Source organism: Insolitispirillum peregrinum, from assembly GCF_900156605.1.
Classification (GTDB): Bacteria; Pseudomonadota; Alphaproteobacteria; order Rhodospirillales; family Rhodospirillaceae; genus Insolitispirillum; species Insolitispirillum peregrinum.
Map to the genome: position 1 here is coordinate 130887 of NZ_FTOA01000001.1, position 19473 is coordinate 150359.

15 protein-coding genes are annotated in these 19473 nt (G+C 61.7%); 6 read left to right on the top strand and 9 right to left on the bottom strand.

Features of this window, described 5'->3' with window-relative positions; genetic code table 11:
• Positions 1 to 122 precede the first annotated feature (122 nt).
• Positions 123 to 2261 (top strand): sulfotransferase, encoded by a 2139-nt coding sequence (locus tag BW995_RS00570; protein ID WP_076398014.1) that lies wholly within the window; start codon positions 123 to 125, stop codon positions 2259 to 2261.
• A 16-nt stretch (positions 2262 to 2277) separates the two neighbouring features.
• On the opposite strand, the gene BW995_RS21305 is transcribed toward BW995_RS00570, so the two are convergent.
• On the bottom strand, positions 2278 to 4401 hold the full coding sequence (locus BW995_RS21305; protein WP_175616940.1) for an ankyrin repeat domain-containing protein: 2124 nt from the start codon (positions 4399 to 4401) through the stop codon (positions 2278 to 2280).
• Between the two features lie 264 nt (positions 4402 to 4665).
• Here BW995_RS21305 and BW995_RS00580 point away from each other — a divergent pair, with 264 nt between their 5' ends.
• From BW995_RS00580 to BW995_RS00595, 4 genes are all read left to right on the top strand, one after another.
• Positions 4666 to 6285 (top strand): ABC-F family ATP-binding cassette domain-containing protein, encoded by a 1620-nt coding sequence (locus BW995_RS00580; protein WP_076398017.1) that lies wholly within the window; start codon positions 4666 to 4668, stop codon positions 6283 to 6285.
• 149 nt (positions 6286 to 6434) lie between these two features.
• Entirely contained in the window at positions 6435 to 6656 is a 222-nt protein-coding gene (locus tag BW995_RS00585; RefSeq protein WP_076398018.1) for a hypothetical protein, read from the top strand.
• A 574-nt stretch (positions 6657 to 7230) separates the two neighbouring features.
• Positions 7231 to 7719, top strand: coding sequence for a MarR family winged helix-turn-helix transcriptional regulator (locus BW995_RS00590; RefSeq protein WP_076398020.1), 489 nt, complete (start codon positions 7231 to 7233; stop codon positions 7717 to 7719).
• Positions 7703 to 9649 carry an FUSC family protein gene (locus tag BW995_RS00595; protein ID WP_076398022.1) on the top strand — a complete coding sequence of 649 codons (1947 nt, stop codon included), beginning with the start codon at positions 7703 to 7705 and terminating at the stop codon, positions 9647 to 9649. The genes BW995_RS00590 and BW995_RS00595 overlap by 17 nt, the downstream gene beginning before the upstream one ends.
• A gap of 59 nt (positions 9650 to 9708) precedes the next feature.
• Here BW995_RS00595 and BW995_RS00600 read toward each other — a convergent pair whose 3' ends face one another.
• The 8 genes from BW995_RS00600 to BW995_RS00635 all read right to left on the bottom strand — a co-directional run bounded on the left by BW995_RS00600 (position 9709) and on the right by BW995_RS00635 (position 18165).
• Positions 9709 to 11136, bottom strand: a complete 1428-nt coding sequence (locus tag BW995_RS00600) for an amidase (RefSeq protein ID WP_076398023.1) — start codon at positions 11134 to 11136, stop codon at positions 9709 to 9711.
• Positions 11137 to 11164: 28 nt separating this feature from the next.
• A complete protein-coding gene (locus tag BW995_RS00605; RefSeq protein WP_076398025.1) occupies positions 11165 to 12433 on the bottom strand; it encodes a Zn-dependent hydrolase in 1269 nt (422 codons plus the stop codon).
• Between the two features lie 54 nt (positions 12434 to 12487).
• Entirely contained in the window at positions 12488 to 13183 is a 696-nt protein-coding gene (locus tag BW995_RS00610) for an ABC transporter ATP-binding protein (RefSeq protein ID WP_076398027.1), read from the bottom strand.
• Positions 13183 to 13935, bottom strand: a complete 753-nt coding sequence (locus BW995_RS00615; protein WP_076398028.1) for an ABC transporter ATP-binding protein — start codon at positions 13933 to 13935, stop codon at positions 13183 to 13185. The genes BW995_RS00610 and BW995_RS00615 overlap by 1 nt, the downstream gene beginning before the upstream one ends.
• Positions 13932 to 14939, bottom strand: a complete 1008-nt coding sequence (locus BW995_RS00620; protein WP_076398030.1) for a branched-chain amino acid ABC transporter permease — start codon at positions 14937 to 14939, stop codon at positions 13932 to 13934. The genes BW995_RS00615 and BW995_RS00620 overlap by 4 nt, the downstream gene beginning before the upstream one ends.
• 4 nt (positions 14940 to 14943) lie before the next feature.
• Positions 14944 to 15804 (bottom strand): branched-chain amino acid ABC transporter permease, encoded by an 861-nt coding sequence (locus BW995_RS00625; protein ID WP_076398031.1) that lies wholly within the window; start codon positions 15802 to 15804, stop codon positions 14944 to 14946.
• A 106-nt stretch (positions 15805 to 15910) separates the two neighbouring features.
• Positions 15911 to 17113 (bottom strand): ABC transporter substrate-binding protein, encoded by a 1203-nt coding sequence (locus tag BW995_RS00630; RefSeq protein WP_076398033.1) that lies wholly within the window; start codon positions 17111 to 17113, stop codon positions 15911 to 15913.
• 284 nt (positions 17114 to 17397) lie between these two features.
• Positions 17398 to 18165 carry a FadR/GntR family transcriptional regulator gene (locus BW995_RS00635; protein ID WP_076398034.1) on the bottom strand — a complete coding sequence of 256 codons (768 nt, stop codon included), beginning with the start codon at positions 18163 to 18165 and terminating at the stop codon, positions 17398 to 17400.
• Positions 18166 to 18443: 278 nt separating this feature from the next.
• Between BW995_RS00635 and BW995_RS00640 the strand changes: the two genes are divergently transcribed.
• Complete coding sequence (locus tag BW995_RS00640) at positions 18444 to 19406, top strand: helix-turn-helix domain-containing GNAT family N-acetyltransferase (RefSeq protein ID WP_076398036.1); 963 nt, start codon at positions 18444 to 18446, stop codon at positions 19404 to 19406.
• Positions 19407 to 19473: the final 67 nt, after the last annotated feature.

Consider the following 19473-nt stretch of genomic DNA (forward strand, 5'->3'; position numbering starts at 1 on the left):
TACAGGATGGCCCTGTCTGTTTGTCCCTTTTGAGCGTTGATATTTTCCGCCCGCTTGTCGGTCCGTTATGCGTATCACATTCACGACAGGTTTGTTGGGTATGGGTCTATTCTGGAGGGAAAATGGACGTCTTTATTTTCGGGATGCTGCGGTCCGGCACGACGATGCTGACCAATTTGTTGACCAACGCCCCGGAGCAAATTGTTTTGATCGAGCCCGGCATTACCCGTGGCGATATGGGGCTGCATGTTAAAAAGCAAATTGAACGGCTGGGGCCGACCTGTTCCGATCAGGAATGGCTGGCGGTCAGCAATCCGCTGAAACGCTTCCAGCGTCACGCCGTGCCACATCTTCAGGGAGCCAAATGGGGGGTGAAGGAAGTCAATCCCTATGGTATCCCCGAATTGCTGCAAAAATATCCCCCGCGCAAGGTATTGCTGGTTGTCCGTGACATCCGCGACATCGTCGCCAGTGCGGTGGAAAAAGACGAGCGCCTGAACAGCAACATCAGTGACGACTGGATTCTGAAGCGGGCGCGGGATACCTATGACTGCCTGTTGATGCTGGAACGGACCATTCCGTCTTTCATGCTGCGGGTTCTGCATTACGAGCGTTTTGTGCAGGATGCCGACTATCGGCAGGAGCTGTCTGACTGGGTGGGCTTTTCCTTTTCGGGCGATCTGGCCCAGCGGCTGGACATTTATGGCCGCGACTACGAAGCACAGCGGCACGACAGCACCATCGGTGCCCGCAGCCTGCGCCGCTATCAAAAGCCGGGCAGCGAACGGCAGGCGGCGATTGTCGAGACCGCCGCCCGTCTGATGAGCGATTATCAGGCGCATTACGGCTATGGTGGTGACGATGCCGATCAGACCGTCGCGTCGCAGGATGCCGGGCCGGATGCCTTCCTGTCCCAGTTCGGCCTGCGGGCCACCTATACCGACGATGGCCGGGAAACGCGGGTGGTCGGCTTTGTCGGCAACGACGCCTTGGCCGGGCAGTCGGCGCGCTCGGTCCGCGGCACGCTGCCCTCTGGCGGGACCGGCAAATACCGGGTGGTCTGCTTTCACACCACCGACGACCTCTATGCATCGCGCGCGGCCAACCTGATTGCCAGCCTGAACACATATGGCATTGATCACGCGGTGGTGCCGATCGAGGTCTCGGACTCGTGGGAGGCCACCTGCAGCCGCAAGGCAGCCTTTGTGCGCGAACAGTGGGAACAGAGCGATGTGCCGGTGGTCTGGCTGGATGCCGATGCCACCGTCGAGGCCGAACCGTCGCTGTTTGCTGCGCTCGATTGCGACTTTGCGGTGCATAAGGTCAAGGGCTGGGAACTGGCCTCGGGCACGCTGTATTTCGGCAAGACCGAGCTTGCGCGCGCACTGTTGGATCAGTGGGTCACGCGCTGCGACGCCGACCCGCGAGGCTGGGACCAGAACCACCTGCAATCGGCCTGGTGCGATATCAGCGCGACACGCCCGTTGCGCACCATCTGGCTCCCCCAGCCCTATCTGCAAATCTTTGATGCCCCGCGCCGCAAATCGGAAACGCCGGTGATCATGCACTGGCAGGCCTCGCGCGACCTGACCGGCGAGAAGACCAAGGCCACCCCGCTGGAGCTGACCGAGCAGGGCAAGGAACAGCGGCGGGCCAACCATCTGTGGCGGTCCGCCGAAGACCTGTACTGGATCAACAACGGTGGTCGGGCAGAGGACCTGACGCAGCCCTACGCCTTCCCGGAAGGCTTTGATGTCGGTGGCGCACTGGCCGCAGCCATCGACGGCGCTTTTCCGGTGCTGGAGGTCGGCTGTGGCAATGGGCGGATTGCCTCGCTGTTCGAGCCTGACGCCTATCAAGGGGTGGATATCGCTCCGGCAGCGATCAGGGAGGCCCGCCGCCGCTTGCCGGATCATGGTTTCCGCCTGATTGATGACGGCTTTGCCTATCCTGCGGCGGGATGTGTGCTGTTTTATGAGACGCTGCAGCATCTGGACGGCGCCGATGCAGTCAAGGTGCTGGAAACAGCCTGCGCCAGTGCCAAGCGGGTGGTGATCGCCGAAGTGATGGATTCCCGCTGGCGGCGGGGCGGGCTGCCTGCCTTCTTCAACCGCGACCCCGAGCTGTACATTCTGGCAATGCAGAGCTTTGGCCTCCGGCTGGTGAATGCCGCCAAGTATATCCACGCCCGCTACGACAGCCTGCAATGGCGCAATGGCTGTGACTCCCGGATCAGCTTTTTGACCTTTGACCGGGGGTAAGGAGAAGCGCAGGAGATCAGAACAACAGCCGGACCGCCTCCTTGCGCTCGGCGGCGGTCAGCGTGCGGTTGCCGGAGGTCGTCGGGCCATATCCCAGCAGGTAATCAACGGCGCGATAGCCTTTGGTGTCGGCCTGATAGGGGTCGGCTCCGGCTTCCAGCAGCCTTTTGATGGTGGTGAGCGACCCTGATGTTGCGGCATACATCAGCGGCGTGCGGGCATCATGGCCAATGTGCAGGGGCGCGAAGTCGGAAGGATCGAGGGGTTCGTCGGTAATGGCATTGACCTGCGCATGCCGTTGCAGCAACAGCCTGAGGCTGTCTTGCTGGTCGAGTTGGGCGGCAACCATCAGTGGCGTTTTGCCAAAGCTGTTGCCCTGTTCGACATTGCCCCCCTGAGCCAGCAGGGCGGCGAGGGCGGCGGGATGGCCGACCGCCACATGCAGCAGCGGGTCAAGCGGTGCTGTTGCCCCGCAGGCCAGCACCTCGGGGGCTTCTCCCTGATCGGGCAAGGCGAGGGCGGCCTTGATGCTTGCCATCGGGGCCTTGTGGAGCAGCAGGGCGCGGATGGACTGCCGGGGCACCGCCTCGCCGCAGGTGGCGCCATAGGCCAGATTGAACAACCCGATCTTCGCGGCCTCTTCGGCCTCCTGTTGCGACAGGCCGTGGCGAAGGGCGTAGGCGGTCAGCGCCTGATGGGCCTTTTGGTACAGGCGGCGGATCGTCTGGCTGGTCTGGTAGGCGGTGATGCCGGTCATCGCCCATGTTTGATAGGGGTAAGCCATCGCCGGACGGTCGGACGTCAGCAGGCCGCGCGGGTCAACGCGCAGACGGTCAATCTGCCATGATTGCCGCTTCAATGCGCCGAAAACCGCGCTGCCCTGCATGGTGTCGATGAAATTGCCGTCGGCCTTGGTGGTGGCCCGGATGTAGTCTTCCACAATCATGTCGGGGAAAACGGTGATTTCACCCGGCCCCGAGGCGCATCCCGAGTTGGGAAGGGCGTCATCCTTTCTGCTGCCATAGTAACTTCTGGTTGCCTCCAGTAACGCCGGGCGGGCCAGCAGGGCGGCGCAGGGGATGGTGTAGGCACCGGCAATCCCTTGCACCGACACCTGACGCAGGAACGGAACGAGCGAGGCATCACTGCCATCATAGGGGTCTAGCTGTTCGTTATCCTGATCACCTGCACGGGCCTGATCGAGCAGCGGAGCCAGCAGCGCAGCAATCTCGGCGGTTCCGGTGGCCGAGACCGGGCGAAAGGCGTGCAGGGCCAGGGCATAGTCCAGCCGCCCGTCTGTACCCTGCTCTGCGGCTTTTTTCAGGATGGGCCAGGATGTCGCCGGGGAACCGGGCAGCGTGATCATGGCCTGTTCCCTCGCGGCGTGCTGTTCATCGACCTTTGTGGGGGGAAGTGGGGCCGCAGGTTTCGTCTCGGGGGGCGTAAAAAGCCGGTAGGGAACAAAGCCGTCCGGCTGCCGGGCCTGAGCCTCCAGCCGGTCAAAGGCGGTTTCCCGGCTTGGGCAGGACAGCAGTGGGCCTGCCAGATCCTTCATCCCGCTCGCCACCTGCGCAAAGGCGGCGCTGCGCTGGATGATTGTCCGGCAGGGCAGGCGCAGCCAACTCTCGTTGATCGGATTATAGTAATAAGGGGTTAGGACCGGCATCAACCGGCTGGACAGGTTGATGTCGCTGTAATCTTCGGCGAGTTCGAGGATCAGCAAGGCGTCAACCCGCCGTAAACCGGCGACCAGACGCTGCAAGGCCAACGGGGACGCGGCCGCCTTGGTCAGGGCGTCAAAGTATTCTGCTTGTGGCGGGGGGGATGTGGTGCTGCCATGGGCCATGCTGGCTTGCCAGTGGGCCAACCGTTTGCCTGTTGTCCCGTTGATGTCGGCCAGCGCGGCATCCATGCCCTTGATGTCGTCGTGCAGGAACGCGGCATAGGCATCAACGATCCGTTCCATGGCGTCAGCCTGCCGGCCTGCGGGCAGGGCCCAGCGTGGCTTGCCGACCGCCACCCGTTCCATGTCCGACTGGATGCGCGCCAGTGTGATGCGGGAATTGTCAAAGCCGCCCGGCCAGCTTTGCCCGGTGGGGGCGGGGTTGGCTGGGGTGGAGGGGATCAGTGCTGCAGCCATCGCATTGTCTTGCACAAAAAGGATACTCAGGACCGCCAGCAGACTGCCACCCCGACGGATTTTTCTGAAAACGCCTGCCATCATGATCCCCGCCAATGCCGTTTGGCCCGTTTTTCTGGCAAGTGGATTTAAAAATCAAGGAATGACTGTGGGTTGTGCCTGTTTTCTGTCAGCATGCCACGCATATCCCCGCGTGGGATAACTGGCACCTCGTGCCGCCTTGTGGCATAACGGGCTCCTCGTGCCACAGGAAGCCAGTGACCCATGATCCGCTTTGACACCATCACCAAAAAGAACGGCCACCAGATTTTGTTCCTCGAAGCCTCGGCGGCGTTGAACCGGGGGGAAAAGATTGGCCTTGTCGGCCCCAACGGAGCGGGGAAATCGACGCTGTTCCGCATGATTGCCGGGGTCGAAACCCCCGATGACGGACAGGTGGTGTCAGAGAAAAACGTCTCGATTGGCTATTTCAATCAGGACGTGGGCGAAATGTCGGGCCGTACCGCTGTGGCCGAGGTGATGAACGGCGCCGGGCCGGTCAGCACCATTGCCGAAGAACTGGCCGCGCTGGAAGCCGCCATGTGCGATCCCGACCGGATGGACGAAATGGACGCGCTGGTCGAACGCTACGGCGAAGTGCAGGCCCGCTTTGAAGAGCTGGGCGGCTATGAGCTGGAAGGCCGGGCGCGTGAAGTGCTGGCGGGCCTGAGTTTCAGTCAGGAGATGATGGATGGCGACGTCGGGGCGCTGTCCGGTGGCTGGAAAATGCGTGTGGCGCTGGCCCGAATCCTGTTGATGCGGCCTGATGCGATGCTGCTCGACGAACCGAGCAACCACCTTGATCTGGAAAGCCTGATCTGGCTGGAAGGCTTCCTGAAGGGCTATGACGGCGCGCTGCTGATGACCTCGCACGACCGCGAGTTCATGAACCGGATTGTCAGCAAGATCATTGAAATTGATGGCGGCTCGCTGACCAGCTACTCCGGCGATTACGAGTTCTATGAACGCCAGCGCGCCCTCAATGAACAGCAGCAACAGGCCCAGTTTGAACGCCAACAGGCGATGCTGGCCAAGGAACTGAAGTTCATCGAACGGTTCAAGGCCCGCGCCTCGCACGCCAGTCAGGTGCAGAGCCGGGTGAAAAAGCTCGACAAGATCGAACGCTTTGAACCGCCCAAGCGCCGTCAGGTGGTGTCGTTCGACTTCCCGCAGGCACCACGCTCGGGTGATGACGTGGTGGTGATGAAAAACCTGCACAAGGCCTATGGCAGCAAGGTGATTTATCAGGGCCTGGACCTGACCATCCGCCGCAAGGAACGCTGGTGCATCATGGGGGTCAACGGCGCGGGCAAGTCCACGCTGCTGAAACTGGTGGCCGGGACCACCGAGCCGGACAGCGGCTCGGTGGTGGTCGGGGCCAGCGTCAGGATGGGCTATTTCTCGCAGCACGCGATGGAAATTCTCGATGGCGAAAACACTGTGCTTGAGGCTCTGGAAGCCGCTCATCCGCGCGCCAATCAGGGCGGGCTGCGCACGCTGGCGGGCTGTTTCGGCTTTTCCGGCGATGACGTGGAAAAGCGCTGCCATGTGCTGTCCGGCGGGGAAAAGGCCCGGCTGGTGATGGCCTCGATGATGTACAATCCGCCGAATTTTCTGGTGCTCGACGAACCGACCAACCACCTTGACCTCGACACCAAGGAAATGTTGATCAAGGCACTGGCGTCCTATGAAGGCACCATGCTGTTCGTTTCCCACGATCGCCACTTCCTTTCCACCCTGTCCAACCGGGTGCTGGAACTGACGCCCGAGGGAGTCCACCAGTATGGCGGCGGTTATACCGAATACGTCGCCAGCACCGGTCAGGAAGCGCCGGGGTTGCACTGAGCGGTTGCCCCTGCGGGTTCGGCGGGCTGAAAAACCGGGGCATGTTTCCTTTGGCCGCCACGACAGGCTATCGTGGCGGTTGAAAGCATTGTCTGATAAGATCATATGGGCCGCATCATCCGGACAGAACCCGAGCAGGGAGAAAAGGTATGACTGCGATACCAGACAAGGAGCTGCGTCAGCTGCTCAGGAAGAAGTTCCCGTTGTTCACTGTGCTGCGCACCAAGCGCCACCTGCGGATTTCCAATCCGGCCACGGGAGGATTCGTTATAGCCCCGATTTCAGGCTCGGACTGGCGGGGTCTCCGCAATCTGGAACGCGATCTTCGCCGACTGGAAGAAGGCTGCGGGTACGGCGTGCAGTACCACTAGAGCATTGTGCGAAAAGTGGGAACCGGTTTTCGCATAAACAATGCGACAGAACAAAAGCTTAGACCAGCGTGCGTTAACTGTGACGCCACAGTACACGACAGTTGGTGGAAAAGAATGGGCTATCGCCCAAACCCATTCGGGGCCTGAGGCCCCGAACCCCCATTTTCTCTTTTATGATCAAAGGAATGGGGTCTGGGGCCGACTGGCCCCAGCGAGGTGTGGAGCAGCGCTCCACGTCTTTGTTCCCGGACGGTCGTGTACCGTGATGTGACGCAGGCACGCTGGTCTGACCTTTTGTTCTATAGCATTGTTGTTGCGAAAACCGGTTCCCGCTTTTTGCAACAACGCCGGGTCTTTCATGCCGCATTGTTTTTGCGAAAACCGGTGCCCACTTTTCGCACAATGCCGGGTCTTTTATGCCGCATTGTTTTTGCGAAAACCGGTGCCCACTTTTCGCACAATGCTCGAACACCGTAAAACCTCCTCCGCCCCGTTCTGGACGGGATGGGGCGGAGAGGTCTGCCGCGAAAAATAGATTGCATATCATCTATTGGCATGCCATCTATTTTCCATCATGACAGATTCCCCTCCTTTCCGCTTTGACTCCGCTGACGGTGATTTCCGTCAGGAACTGGGGTTTCATCTGGTGCTGCTCGCCCGTCACTGGCGGCAGACCGTTGACCATCACTTGCACGATGCCGGACTGAGTGATGCCACGTGGCGTCCGCTGGTCTACCTGCACCGGCTGGGCGACGGCGTGCGGCAGAAGGATCTGGCGGCGGCGATGGGCATGGATGCCTCCAGTGTGGTGCGCCTGCTGGATATCCTGATCCGGCGCGGGCTGGTGCGGCGCAGCGATGATCCGGTTGATGGCCGGGTCAAACGGCTGTCGCTCAGTTCCGAAGGCCGCACGGTGCTGGCGGAGGTTCAGCGTCTGCTGCTCGCGGTCGAGCATGATCTACTGGCCGACTGTGATGAAGACGACATCACCCGGATGATGAGCATCATGGCTAAAATCGCCAAAAGACTTTCTGACGGGGGGCGCGATGACGCTGGGGTTTGATCGTGCCCGCCTGCCGTTTACCCTGCGCACGGCGCTGGCCAGTTCGCTGGCGCTGCTGGTGGCGACGCTGTTGCATCTCGACAGCCCGCAGTGGGCGGCGATGACCGTCTGGCTGGTGGCCCAGCCAACCCGTGGCCTGTTGCTGGAAAAAAGCCTCTACCGTGCTGCCGGGTCGGTGGTCGGGTCGGCGGTCGGGGTCGGGCTGGTGCTGCTGACCCACGGCCATGTCGGGGCTTTGGTCGTCGGGCTGGTTCTGTGGGTTGGCCTGTGTGCCGGGGTCGGCAACGTGTTGCGCCACTTCCGCGCCTATGGCGTGCTGCTGGCGGGCTATACGGCGGCGCTGGTGGTGCTGGTGGACTTGCCGCATCCCGATCACATCGTCGGCATTGCCGGTGAACGGGTGCTGGCGGTGCTGATCGGGGTGGCAGTGTCGGCGCTGGTCAGCGGTCTGCTGGTCCCCAATGCCAACGAAGACGACATTCGCGCCCGGTTGCGCCAGATCACCAGCGATACCTTGCGCTGGAGTGCGGCTGTGCTGGCCTCGGCCCTGAAGGTGCAAGACGAGCGCTCAGGGCTGACAGAGCAACGGCGGCTGTTGTCCGAACTGGCGATTCTGGAAGAAATGCTTGATCCGCAAACGGCAGGCAAGATCAACAGCCGGATTTCCCTGCGCACCGTGCGGGCGCTGATTGCCGCCCTGCTGTCGCTGATTGCGGCAACCCTCAGCGCCGCCGGACGGGTCCGGCGCGGGGCACGCCATGATCAGGCGGTGCTGCAAACACTGGCGACTGACCTGTCGGTGATTGCCGACCGTCTGGAGGATGCCGATGTGGCGCAATCCCTTGTGCGGTTGCGGGTGGCGCTGGCAGGGAGTGGCGGGGCGGTGCATGTGGCACTGGAGGCCTTGTTGCAGGCGGTCGAAGCTCTGGTCAGCCGCAAAGACACCCCGGCGAGGCATGCGCGCTTTGCTCTGGTGTTTCATCGTGACTGGGTGGGGGCGCGGGCGGCGGCGGTACGGTCGATGGTGGCGGTAGGGGCCGTTGGTGCCCTGTGGTGGCTGACCGGCTGGCCCTATGCGCCGTTCATGATGATCGGCACGGCGGTGATGTCGTCGCTGTTTTCCAGCTTTGATGATCCGTTGAAGATTTTGCGCTTTGTGCTGATTGGCTCCAGCGCCGGGGCGGCGTCGGCGGCGATCTGCCATCTGTGGCTGATCCCGCTGGCCAGTAGCAATGTGCAGGCGGCGTTGCTGGTGGTGCCGTTCCTGCTGCTGACCGGGGTGGCGATGGCCCATCCGCGCACCACCGCGCCGTCACTGGATTATGCGATGGCCTTTTTGCTGCTGGTGGTGCCGGTGGTGCCGGTCCATGGGACGCCGGTGCAGATTGTCAGTGGATCGGTGGCGGCGGTGGCCGGGATTGCGGTGGCGATGCTGGCGTTCCGCTTTGTGCTGCCGGTGGACAGCGCCCAACGGCTGCGCACCCTGATGGAAATGACCATCAACGAACTGGAAGCCCTCGCCGGGCAGGACAGCTTTCCCCATCCGACCCGCTGGCGGGCGCGGCTGTACCATCGCATTCTGCGGCTGGTCCGGCGTCTTGATCTGGTGCAGGGGCAGGGGGTGGCCCAGCCGGTGACGGCAATCGGCGGCGGGGTGGCAACCTTGCCGGTGGGTGAGGCCATCTTGCGGTTGCGGCATCTGTCGGTGCGGCCTGACCTGCCGCGCACCGTCCGGCGGCGGGTGGAGGTCGGGCTGAAACGGCTGTCCATGCTGTCATCCCGCCCGCTGGCGGCGGCGGTGGCGCTGGAAAAGGCAGCGGCCAGTCTGATGCTGGCTGAAGGTGGTGCAACGCTGGACAGTGAAGTCCTGCGCGACGGCGCCGAAGCCCTGCGCGAGCACCAGAGCTTTTTCCATCTGGCACAGCGGTAAACAAGGAAAACGGCGGAGCAGGAGGTGATCCTGTTCCGCCGTTTCAGGCTGATGGTGTTTTACGCAGCCGGACTCAGCGGCTCCGACGGGAAGCTGGGCGGCTGGCTGCTTTCGATGGCCTGGCAGATTTGCATCACCAGCGCATCGTTATATTTGTCAGCCACCACATGCACCCCGGCGGGCAGCCCGGCGGAGGTCAGGCCGCAGGGCACCGAGGCGGCCGGTTGCTGGGTCAGGTTAAACGGGTAGGAGAATGGCGTCCAGTTCATCCAGTGTTCCAGCCCCGAGCCGGGCGGCACGTTGTGACCGGCTTCAAAGGCGACCAGCGGCAGGGTGGGGGTGATCAGGGCATCATAGCGGGCATGGAATTCGGCCATCTGCTGGCCCAGCGCGGCGCGGGCATCCTGTGCTTTCATGTACTCGACGATGCCAATCCGGCTGCCCTGTTCGGCAATCGCCAGAAAGCCGGGATCGACCATCGCCCGCTGGTCCGGGCTGAGCAGGGCGACCACTTTGGCGGCTCCGGCAAACCACAGGGTATTGAACATCTCCAGCGGGTCGCTGAAACCGGGATCGACTTCTTCGATGATGGCCCCCATATCGGCCAGCCGGTTGACCGCCTGCCGGACCAGCGCGGCAATTTCCGGATCAACCGAAACATAGCCCAGCGTCGGGCTGTAGGCGATTTTCAAGCCCTTGACGCCGCGCTCCAGATCCTGCTGCCAATCCCGTTCGGTGATGGCGGCGGCGTACCAGTCGCGCTGGTCGGGGGCCGAGGTAACGGTCATCATCAGCGCCGAATCCCGCACGGTGCGGGTCATCGGCCCCAGATGCGACAGGGTGGTCATGGCGCTGGCCGGCCACTGCGGCACCAGCCCAAAGGTGGACTTCAGCCCGAAGGTGCCGGTAAAGCCACAGGGAATGCGGATCGAGCCACCGGCATCGCTGCCCTGATGCAGCACCCCCATGTTCAGGGCGGCGGCGGCTCCGGCGCCCCCCGACGAGCCGCCCGCCGTGCAGCGGGTGTTCCACGGATTGCGGGTGATGCCATACAGCGGGTTGTCGGTCACACCCTTCCAGCCGAATTCCGGCGAGGTGGTCTTGCCCAGCAGGACCGCCCCGGCAGCCCGCATGCGGGCGCTGTAGGGGGCATCGACATCCCACGGGCCGCTGGCGCTGGTGGTGCGTGATCCCTTGCGGGTCGGCATGCCGATGGTCAGGGTCAAATCCTTGATCGACGACGGCACGCCATCCAGCGGGCCAACCGGCTGGCCTTGCTGCCAGCGCTGTTCCGACTGGCGGGCACTGGCAAGGGCTCCCTGATGGTCGACATGGCAATAGGCGTTCACTGCCGGGTTGAAGCGGTCGATGCGGTCGAGGGCGGCCTGAGTGGCTTCGACTGGCGAGGCCTTGCCGCTGGCATACAGGGCCAACAGCTCGGTGGCGGTGGCTTGCCCCAGATCGGTGACTTTGGTGCAGACAGTCATGATGACAGGTTCCGTGCTCTGGAGGATATCAGGCCGCCGTGGACGAGGCGACGCCCGCCTGAGCGACCATTGCCGACAGCAGGACGCTGGCCCCGGCGGCAAGGTCATCGGGGGCGGCGTTTTCGATTTCGTTATGGCTGATGCCGTTTTCGCACGGCACAAAGATCATCGCCGCCGGAGCCACTTCGGCGAGGAAAATGGCATCGTGACCGGCACCGCTGACGATATCCATGTGCGGCGCTCCCAGCGCGGCGGCTCCGTTGCGGACGGCCTCGACCAGATGCGGCGCAAAGGCCAGCGGCGGGAAGTCGGCGGTCGGCACCATTTCGGACTGCAAGCCGTGTTTGGCGGCGGCGGCGTCAACGGCGGCGCGGACATCGGCAACCATCTGGTCCAGAACTTCGGCGTGCAGGTGGCGCAGATCGACCGAGAATTTCACCTGTCCGGGAATGACGTTGCGCGAATTCGGCGCGACGGTGACAAAGCCGACCGTGCCGCAGGCATAGGGCAGGTGGCCCAGCGCGGTGGCGTTGACCGCCTGAATGACCTCGGCGGCCCCCAGCAGGGCATCGTTGCGCCGCTCCATCGGGGTCGGCCCGGCGTGGGCTTCGACGCCGGTCAGGGTGACGTCAAACCATTTTTGCCCCAGCGCGCCGATCACCACCCCGACCGTTTTCTGTTCGGCTTCGAGGATCGGGCCTTGCTCAATGTGGGCTTCAAAATAGGCCCCGACGGCGTGGCCGGGGACCGGGCGATCACCGGCATAGCCGATGGCGGTCAGCGCCGTGCCGACGGTGGTGCCATGTTCGTCGGTTTTGGCCAGCGTTTCCTCCAGCCCCAGACGGCCGATGAACACGCCCGACCCCATCATGCAGGGGGCAAAGCGCGAGCCTTCTTCGTTGGTCCAGGCGACCACTTCGATCGGGGCCTCGGTTTCGATACCCAGATCGTTGAGCGAGCGCAGCACCTCCAGCCCGGCCATCACGCCAAAACAGCCATCAAACTTGCCGCCGGTCGGCTGGGTGTCGATATGGCTGCCGGTCATGATCGGCGGCAGGTCGGGATTGCGGCCGGGACGGCGGGCAAAGATGTTGCCGATCTGGTCAACGCTGACCGAACAACCCGCGTCCTTGGCCCACGAAATGAACAGGTCGCGGGCCTGCCGGTCGAGGTCGGTCAGCGCCAGACGGCAGACGCCGCCCTTGGGGGTGGCCCCGATCTGGGCCAGATCCATCAGCGACTGCCACAGGCGGTCACCGTTAACGCGCAGGTTGGCGGGAGAAGCAGGGAGAGACATGACAGGAAACCTTTCCGCACTGGGGGGATGCGTAAAAGAAGAAAAGTGTGGGAATTAGGCGCTGAGGGCCAGATAGCGGTCCCGGATGGTCGGGTCGGCATCGAACTCGGCGGCGGTGCCGTGATAGACCACCTGACCCTGTTCCAGCACATAGTGCCGGTCGGCCAGCTTGCGACAGACGTTCAGGTTCTGCTCGACCAGCAACACCGGCACGCCGCTGCGCTTGATCTCGCGCAGGATGTTGACCAGCTCGTCCACGATCACCGGCGCCAGACCTTCGGTTGGCTCGTCCAGCAACAGGATGCGCGGGCCGTTGACCAGCGCGCGGGCAATCGCCAGCATCTGCTGTTCACCACCCGACAGGGCGTTGCCGCCATTCTTGCGCCGTTCCCACAGGCGGGGGAACAGGCCATAGACATCGGCGAGGCTCCACTGGCTGCCGGAGCGGACGGCGATTTCCAGATTTTCGGCCACCGTCAGCATGCGGAAAATGCCGCGATGTTCGGGCACCAGCGCGATGCCCCGGCGGGCAATCTCGAAGGTCTCCATGCCGACCGTTTCGCTGCCGTCAAAGGTGATCGAGCCCTGGCGCGGGGAGACAATGCCGACGATGCTGCGCAGGGTGGTGGTCTTCCCGGCCCCGTTGCGGCCCAGCAGAGTGACCAGCTCGCCCTTGTTGACGGTCAGCGAGACGCCTTCGAGGACGTGGCTCTTGCCATAGTAGGAATGGATGTCGGTAACAGTCAGCATCAGCCTTCCTCCCCCAGATAGGCGGATCGCACCCGCTCGTCCTGCCGGACCACTGCCGGTGGGCCTTCGACCAGAATCTGGCCCCGGCTCATCACGGTGATGGTGTCGCTGATCGACATCACGATGCTCATGTTGTGTTCAATCAGCATGACGGTGTGCTCCTTGCCCAGTTCGGCAATCAGCGAGGTCATCAGCGGGATGTCATCAATGCCCATGCCCGAGGTCGGCTCGTCCAGCAACAGCAGTTTGGGCTTGCCGCACAGGGCCATGCCGACTTCCAGCACCCGCTGAAGACCGTGCGACAGGTCGCCTGCCGGGGTGTTGGCGCGGGCGGTCATGTTCAGGCGTTCGAGAATCTGGTCGGCGATTTCCAGATGCTGGCGGCGGGCTTCGGTCGGGCGCCAGAAGGTCAGGGCGCGGGCGCCGTCGCGGCCCTGTGCCGCCAGCCGCAGGTTTTCGCGCACGCTCAATTCCTGGAACAGGCTGGTGATCTGGAACGACCGCGCCATGCCGATGGAAACCCGCTTGTGCGCCGGGCGGTGGGTGATGTCCTGACCGTCGAACAGGATTTTCCCGCTGGTCGGGCGGCGTTCGCCGGTCAGGCAGTGGAACAGGGTGGTCTTTCCGGCGCCGTTCGGCCCGATCACGGTGTGGATGGTGCCTGCGCGAACGCACAGGTCAACGCCATTGACCGCGTGGAAATTGCCATAGGCTTTGCCGAGGCCGGAGGTTTGCAAAAGAACGGTGCTCATTGGGCGGCATCCTTCTGTCGGGTGTCCGGCTGTGGTGGTTCAGGCGAGCGGATCAGACGGTTTTTCAGGTCCAGCAGGCCGCCCCACAGGCCGCCGCGCAGGAACATCACCACCGCAATCAGCGCCAGCCCCAACAGCATCGGCCAGCGCGGCCACAGGGCGGACAGCACGTCACCCAGCAGCACGATCGAGCCAGCCCCCAGCAGCGAACCGAGCAACGAGCCGGTGCCGCCGATGATGGTCATGATCAGGATGTGTTCCGAGGTCGCCAGTTCGATGTTCGACAGCGGGACAAAGTTCAGCAGCAGGGCATAGAGGGCTCCGGCCAGACCGGTGATCGCCCCGGACAGGACAAAGGCGAGAACCTTGAACTGGCGGGTGTCATAGCCGACCGCCGAGGCGCGGTTTTCGTTTTCGCGGATGGCGACCAGCGTGCTGCCAAAGGGCGAATGGATCACCCGGCGGGCGGCGACAAACACCGCGAGGAACAGCAGGGCGACAAAGCCGTAAAACACCAGTGGCGAGGCCAGCGACAGCAGTTCAAAGCCCAGCACCGACACCGGCGGACGCGGCACGTTCAGCAGGCCGTTGTCACCGCCGGTGACGCTGCTCATGGTATAGGCGACGAAGTAGGCCATCTGGCTGAACGACAGGGTCAGCATGACGAAGTAAATGCCGGTGCGGCGAATGGCCAGCGCCCCGATGACAAAGGCGGTCAAGGCTCCGGCCAGAATGCCGACCAGCAGGGCGGGGAACAGGCCGAAATGCCAGTGGATCATCACCAGCGCCGAGCAATAGGAGCCCGCGCCAAAGAACACGCCCTGCCCAAAGGACAGCAGCCCGGTGTAGCCCAGCAGAAGGTTGGAGGCCAGTGCCGCTAGCGCAAAGATCAGGATTTCGGTCGCCAGTGTCGGCGACGGCAGGATCACCGGCATCAGCACGACAGCGGCAACGGCCAGCAGGGTGGTGCCGCGCCAGATGGAGGAGGTGGGGGTGGTGCTCATCGCGTCAGGACCTCCCGAACAGACCATAGGGGCGCAGCATGATCACTGCTGCCATCGCGCCGTAAATCATCAGGCTGGCACCTTGCGGCCAGATGGTGGTCATCAGGCTTTGCACCAGCCCGACCAGCAGGCCACCGACCAGCGCGCCGGTAAACGACCCCATGCCGCCGATCACCACCACCACAAAGGCGATGCCAAGGACTTCTTCGCCCAGGAACGGGTGCGCGCCACGGATCGGGGCCGACAGCACTCCGGCCACCCCAGCCAGACCGACGCCCAGCGCAAAGGTCAGCGAGAACAGCTTGAAAATGTTGGTGCCGAGCAGGGAAACGGTCTCGGTGTCTTCGCTGCCCGCCCGCACCAGAGCGCCAAAGCGGGTGCGTTCCAGCAGGAACCACAGCAGCAGGCCGATGACGGCGGCAAAGACGATCATGAACAGGCGGTATTCGGGATAGGCAAACGACCCGAGGCGGAACACGCCGTCCAGACCGGCCGGAGTGGGCACCGACTTGCCGATCGGCCCCCAGATCATGATGCTGGCTTCGCGGATGATCAGCGCCATCCCCAGCGTGATCAGGATTTGAAAGGTGTGGGGCAGGTGATAGGCGCGCTTGATCAGCACCTGTTCGGTGATCCACGCCAGCAGCGCCACCCCCAGCGGAGCGACAAACAGCGACAGCCAGAAATTTCCGGTCAGGGTAACGACGGTGTAGCAGAGATAGGACCCCAGCAGGAAAAAGGCGCCGTGGGCAAAATTCACAAAGTTGAGCAGGCCGAAAATGATGGTCAGGCCGACGGAGATCAGAAAATAGATCATCCCTAGGCCCAGCCCGTTGAGCACCTGAAACAGGTACACGTTCAGCATGGCGAGATCTCCTGCAGGACGGAGCCGCGTGCGACAAAACGACAGAAAAGGACGGAGAGGGGGAGGAAAGGCCGGACCCGCTCAGGCCCGGCCTGTGACCCGGGCGTTAGCCCATCTTGCAGCCAACGGCGTCTTCGCTGGGGAACGACCGGCCCGAGCTGATGATCTCGGCCAGATCATCGGCGTCTTTCATCGCCGATGCCGCCTTGCCCTTCAGCAGGTAATAGCTTTTCAGCACCTGATGGTCACCCTTGCGGATGGTTTCGGTGCCGGTCGGGCCTTCATAGGTCAGGCCTTCCAGCGCGCTGATGGTCTTTTCCGACACGCCGCCGCTGGTCTTGACCGCATCCAGCATCACCTTGGTCATGATGTAATCGGCGGCCAGCGGATAGTTCGGGGTGATGCCATAGGCATCCTTGACCGCCTTCACCAGTTCCTTGTTCATCGGGGTGTCAACCTGATGCCAGTACTGCGCCCCCAGATAGACGCCTTCGATCACGTCGGACCCCAGCGTCTGGAACTGGTCCAGACCGGCCGACCATGCCACCAGAATGGTCATCTGCTTGTGCAGGCCAAAGTTGACCGCCTGCCGCAGGGTGCTGGTGCTCTGGCCGCCAAAGTTCAGGATCAGCAGCACATCGGGCTGGGCTGCCATCGCATTGGTCAGATAGCCGGAGAATTCCTGTTCCTGCAGCGAGTGATAGCTGTTGCCGACGTGTTCGATGCCCTTTTCGTCGAAAATGGCCTGGGCATTCGACAGCAGGGCATCACCGAACACATACTGCGGGGTGATGGTGTACCAGCGTTTGGCCTTCGGCAGCAGCTCGATCAGCGGGCGGACGGTCTGGTTGATTGCGCCATAGGTCGCCGCCGACCAGCGGAAGGTCGAGCGGTTGCATTCAACCCCGGTCAGTTCGTCCGCCCCGGCGGGGGTCATGAACACGCCGTTGACCTTGGCGACTTCCTTGCCGACGGCCAGTGCCGACGACGACAGGGTACAGCCCTGAAACAGGCGGGCATTGTCCTGCTGAATGGCTTCCTGCACCTTGCGTACCGCCTTGCCGGCGTTGCCTTCGGTGTCGATGGTGGTATAGCGCACCGGGGCACCCAAAAGGTTCCCGTACTGCTTGATCGCCAGTTCAGACCCCATGTTGGCAAATTTGCCATAGCTGGCAAAGGCCCCGGACATGGATTTCACCCCGTACAGGCTGACGGCATCGGCCGCCCAGGCATTACGGACAAGGGCCGGAGCAGCCAGCAGGGACGAGGAAGCGGCGAGGCTGGCTTTCAGGAAGGTACGACGGTCCATGGAAAACGCTCCTGTTGTGGCGCTGTGGGGTTGTGCGCCTGTTGCCTGACATGTGTTTTTCTGGTCGTGAGCGGATGTGCTTTCTTGGGATGCTTTTGTTATGGGGCGTGGTTTGGTGGGGTGCGGCTGGAACAAAGGCAACAAAGCCCCGTTGGCGGAACGGGCCTGTCCGGCCAGCTGCACCGTGTTACGTGAATAAAAGGCAAAAAAGTCCTGTCTTCTGCCAGCCAGCCCGGTGGGGCGGCCCGCAAAAGGGAAGCAGTCAAAAGAGAGAAAAGGCAGGATCAGTCGTGCGGAAAATCCAGCAGGAATTTCTGTGCGACTTCACCTTCCAAAGCAACCATGTGACTTTCGGCGTCCTGCATGTGCTCGGCCATCAGACTGCGCACCGCCCCGGCATCCTGGCGGCGGAAGGCCTCCATCAGCTGGCGGTGATAGGCCACGTTGGCGTCGCCAAATTGATGGCGTTCGGGGACATAGGCTTTCTTCAGCACCACCAGATCACGCAGGAGGTCATTCAGAAACCGGCCCATGAACGCCAGCAACGGGTTACTGCAGGCATCAGCAAGGATGTTGTGGAACTCCAGTTCGGCGATGCGCTGGTCACGCTGTTCGCTTTCGCTGGTCGGGATTTTGGCGCAAAAGGCAATGTTGTCCTCCAGCGCCTGCAACTGCACCGTGGTCAGCGAGGCCATGGCGGTCACCGCCAGTTCAACCTCGATCACCTTGCGCAACTGGTACACCTGCGCCCCGTCCAGATGGCGGAAATGCAGGAAATTGCGCAACGCCCGCGAGGCGGGCTCGACACTGGCCTCCACCAGATAGGCCCCACCACCGGGGCCGGTCCGTGTGCACACCAGTCCTTCGACCTCCAGCGCCTTCAGGGCCTCGCGCACGGTGCCCTTGGAACACTGGTACAGGTCGATCAGGTCCTTTTCATTCGGCAGCCGGTCCCCGGGCTTCATCTGCTCGGTGACGATGGAACGCTTGACGTCCTCGACGATCACATCGGACAGCTTGGTCCGTTTGCGGCGTGCGGGCTTCAGGGTCATCGGCGGGCTCCGCTGGCTGTGCCCGGCCTGTGGACGAGTGTCCGGCGGGCGAGCCAATTTATCTGGATTAATTGGATAGATTGGGCCACATGCTCAAAATGAAGTCAATGTGATTCTTTGCCCTATTTATCGCCTTATTTTCGTAGGGGTAAGCGCGGATTGGTTGTTAATGCATTGCGGCATAAGGGTTTTTGCTGCGGTGCGGGAAGGGGGTGGGTGGGGCGCTTGACGTTTCGGATAATAGTTGTATTGTACAACTGTATTTCGGGAGATTAGTCATGACAGCCGTATCCTTGATCCAGCAAATCAGGTCAGCATCCCGCACTATGGTTCGTGAATTGGGATTTATGGAGTCAACTCTTGCGGGAACGAACTATTCACCTTCTGCGGTGCATGCTTTGCTTGAGATTGAGGCCTCTGGATCAATGACCTCAGCAAAACTCGTTCAAATCCTGGGTCTGGAGAAATCATCTGTTAGCCGGTTGGTCAATAAATTGATTGATGCGGGTGAAATTTCTGAGATTTCAGATAGTCAAGATGGTCGTGTCAAAAATCTAATATTGACGGAAAATGGAAAAAAGACTGTAGGTGAAATTAATGTTTATGGGGAATTGCAGGTTGAATCTGCATTAAAATATCTCAGTTACACCCAGCAGAAATCAGTAGCGCAAGGTATTGCATATTATGCTCAAGCCCTTAAGAGAAGACGCTTGTGTTGTGATGATGTAAATAAGGATGATATTTACATTGTTGCAGGATATGTTCCCGGGATCGTTGGCAGTGTAACAGAAATGCATGCCAGATTTTACTCTAACCATTCTAATTTCGGTCAGTTTTTTGAGAGTCAGGTTGCCCGTGGCTTGGCTGAATTTGTGGGGCGTTTGAATAATCCATGCAATAATATTTTTTCTGCATTAAAAAGTGACAGGATTGTTGGATCCATATCCGTAGATGGCGAAAATTTGGGAGATGGAAAGGCCCATCTCCGGTGGTTTATCTTGGATGATGGTTGCCGTGGCGGTGGAATTGGTCGCCAATTATTAAGGAGTGCATTGGAGTTTGTAGATAAGAATGGCTTTGATTCTACTCAGCTTTGGACATTCAAAGGATTGGATGTAGCAAGGCGGTTATATGAGTCATCTGGTTTCGTGCTTGTTAATGAACAGCATGGTGATCAATGGGGGAGTCCTGTTGTAGAGCAACACTTTAAAAGAGAATGTTCTGAATCATTTTTGTATTGAGCGAAAACGCTTTGGTTCCGCCTGTCGCGTACCGTGAAGCCTTTCCCGGTCAGATAAGGAAGGCATT

Coding starts and splice junctions, on each gene's coding strand:
- BW995_RS00640 (WP_076398036.1), top strand. CDS start 18,444: ATGACAGCCGTATCCTTGATCCAGCAAATCAGGTCAGCATCCCGCACT.
- BW995_RS00585 (WP_076398018.1), top strand. CDS start 6,435: ATGACTGCGATACCAGACAAGGAGCTGCGTCAGCTGCTCAGGAAGAAG.
- BW995_RS00620 (WP_076398030.1), bottom strand. CDS start 14,939: ATGAGCACCACCCCCACCTCCTCCATCTGGCGCGGCACCACCCTGCTG.
- BW995_RS00635 (WP_076398034.1), bottom strand. CDS start 18,165: ATGACCCTGAAGCCCGCACGCCGCAAACGGACCAAGCTGTCCGATGTG.
- BW995_RS00600 (WP_076398023.1), bottom strand. CDS start 11,136: ATGACTGTCTGCACCAAAGTCACCGATCTGGGGCAAGCCACCGCCACC.
- BW995_RS00595 (WP_076398022.1), top strand. CDS start 7,703: ATGACGCTGGGGTTTGATCGTGCCCGCCTGCCGTTTACCCTGCGCACG.
- BW995_RS00625 (WP_076398031.1), bottom strand. CDS start 15,804: ATGCTGAACGTGTACCTGTTTCAGGTGCTCAACGGGCTGGGCCTAGGG.
- BW995_RS00630 (WP_076398033.1), bottom strand. CDS start 17,113: ATGGACCGTCGTACCTTCCTGAAAGCCAGCCTCGCCGCTTCCTCGTCC.
- BW995_RS00610 (WP_076398027.1), bottom strand. CDS start 13,183: ATGCTGACTGTTACCGACATCCATTCCTACTATGGCAAGAGCCACGTC.
- BW995_RS00580 (WP_076398017.1), top strand. CDS start 4,666: ATGATCCGCTTTGACACCATCACCAAAAAGAACGGCCACCAGATTTTG.
- BW995_RS00605 (WP_076398025.1), bottom strand. CDS start 12,433: ATGTCTCTCCCTGCTTCTCCCGCCAACCTGCGCGTTAACGGTGACCGC.
- BW995_RS00570 (WP_076398014.1), top strand. CDS start 123: ATGGACGTCTTTATTTTCGGGATGCTGCGGTCCGGCACGACGATGCTG.
- BW995_RS00615 (WP_076398028.1), bottom strand. CDS start 13,935: ATGAGCACCGTTCTTTTGCAAACCTCCGGCCTCGGCAAAGCCTATGGC.
- BW995_RS00590 (WP_076398020.1), top strand. CDS start 7,231: ATGACAGATTCCCCTCCTTTCCGCTTTGACTCCGCTGACGGTGATTTC.
- BW995_RS21305 (WP_175616940.1), bottom strand. CDS start 4,401: ATGGCTGCAGCACTGATCCCCTCCACCCCAGCCAACCCCGCCCCCACC.